We start from the raw sequence: 1,963 nt of genomic DNA on the forward strand, positions 1-1,963 counted from the left end.
CGCCCGCAACACCCCCAGCATCTCCCGCAACTCCGTCAACGCCTGCCGGCCCATGTCCCCGACCAGCGCCGCGTTCTTGACCGCCTTCGGCGGGTCCTTCAACGCCACCGCCTGCAACGCCGCCGCATGCACCACCATCAGACTCACGCGGTGCGCCACCACGTCATGCATCTCACGCGCGATCCGCGTCCGCTCCTCCGTACGCGCCCACTCCGCCCGCTCCTCCGCACGGTCCGCCAGCAGCGACAACTCCTGCTCCAGACTCCCCGCACGCTCCCGCAAACTCTCCATCAGCCGCCGCCGCGCCCCCACATACATCCCGAGGAGCACCGGCGACACCGTCAGCCCCACCGAGATCAGCACCGCCATCAACGGCACCAGCCACGGCTCCGACCGGAACGTCGGGTCCCCCATGTCCGATCGCGTCCGCACGAACGCCGTAATGGCCGTCGCCGCGAACCCCATCCCCGACAACGACGCGATGATCCGCCGCGGCGCCTCCGACGAGGCCAGCGTGTAGAGGCCCACAAGGCTCAGCACGAACCCCATGTCGAGCGGCGTCACCGCCACCGAGAGCAGCACCGGCACATACGGCCACCGGCGCCGCACCAGCAGCACCCCGCCCACCACCAGCCCGAAAAGCACACTCAGCGGAACCGGCACGACAGGGGTCCCCGCGGACCTGCCGCCCTCGACCGCGCACTCGAGCGCCGACACCAGCGCCAGCCCCACATCAAGAGCGACACCGCGCCGCCGCCCCCACCACCAGTAGCCGCGCGCGGTCACACTCGCGGCCTCCCGGTTCGCCCCCGTCATGGTCATGCGTCCCAGACTAAAGGGGGACGCACCCCGTTTTCCGGTGACCGACCGGTATGTAGCAGGTCACATGTTCGACAGAACAGATCCTCGTTAACTCGAACTGGTGAACAGAACGAGCGAGCCCGCCGGAACCGAACATTCCGGCGGAAGATCGCGACATGACACTACTGAACGGCAAATACGCCGACTTCGAGGTCTTACGCACCCAGGTGGTCACCCTCAGACAACAGGGCCTCAGCCGCCGCCAGATCCGCGACCGCACCCACATCGACAACAACGACCTCCTCAACCGCCTCCTGGACGGCGAACCCGCCCCCGCCTGGACCCGCCGCCCCAACGCCAAGGACGACCTCCGCGAGCGCGCCCGCGAACTGCGCCTCAAGGGCCTCACCTACGACCAGATCCAGGCCGAGCTGGGCTGCTCCAAGAGCTCGATCTCCCTGTGGGTACGGGACCTGCCCAGACCGGCCCGCCGCGATCCGAAGGAACAGGCGTCCCTGGCCGCGCGCAAGCGCTGGGACCACGAGCTCGCGATCAGGGACGAGGAGCGGACGCGCACCAAGGAAGCCGCGAAGGCCGAGATCGGCCGGCTGACCGACCGCGAGCTGTTCATGGCGGGAGTAGCCCTGTACTGGGCGGAGGGCTCGAAGGACAAGACGTACGCACGCCGGGAGCGCGTCGTCTTCATCAACAGCGACCCCGGCGTCATCAACCTCTACCTCGCCTGGCTCGACCTCTTGGGGGTCGAACGTGGGCGACTCAGATTCCGGGTCTCGATCCACGAGTCCGCGGACGTGGAGGCTGCGGAGCAGTACTGGGCGGACCTCACACGCACGGACACGTCGGCGTTTCAACGGGCAACGCTCAAGAAGCACAACCCGAAGACGGTCCGGAAGAACGTCGACGAGGGCTACCGGGGCTGCCTCATCGTCGTGGTCCGGCAGAGCGCCGAACTGTACCGTCGCGTCGAGGGCTGGTGGTCAGGCATGACGGTGGAGGGCGCGCGGCGAAACGCGTAGGGTGTCGCTCGCGATCCCGGGTTGCTCTGTCGGTAGGGGCGACTGGACTTTGAATCCAGGTACGACGCAGGTTCGACTCCTGCCCCGGGAGCCTCCAGGGTTCGGGCCCCGACCGTCCAGCGGTC

At 68.3% G+C, this 1,963-nt stretch carries 2 protein-coding genes and 1 tRNA gene; 2 read left to right on the plus strand and 1 reads right to left on the minus strand.

What is annotated here, in order from left to right:
* A partial coding sequence (locus LCE31_RS39280) for a sensor histidine kinase (RefSeq protein WP_225023046.1) occupies positions 1-822 on the minus strand: 822 nt, incomplete at its 3' end.
* Positions 823-977: 155 nt separating this feature from the next.
* Between LCE31_RS39280 and LCE31_RS39285 the strand changes: the two genes are divergently transcribed.
* Together LCE31_RS39285 and LCE31_RS39290 are read left to right on the plus strand one after the other, a co-directional pair.
* The gene (locus tag LCE31_RS39285) at positions 978-1,838 is read left to right on the plus strand and encodes a hypothetical protein (RefSeq protein ID WP_225023048.1); all 861 of its coding nucleotides are present in this window, start codon (positions 978-980) and stop codon (positions 1,836-1,838) included.
* A gap of 14 nt (positions 1,839-1,852) precedes the next feature.
* Positions 1,853-1,929, plus strand: a tRNA-Gln gene (locus tag LCE31_RS39290).
* The last annotated feature ends 34 nt before the right edge of the window (positions 1,930-1,963 follow it).

Source organism: Streptomyces sp. 8L, from assembly GCF_020176795.1.
Lineage (GTDB): Bacteria > Actinomycetota > Actinomycetes > Streptomycetales > Streptomycetaceae > Streptomyces.

Coding starts and splice junctions, on each gene's coding strand:
- LCE31_RS39285 (WP_225023048.1), top strand. CDS start 978: ATGACACTACTGAACGGCAAATACGCCGACTTCGAGGTCTTACGCACC.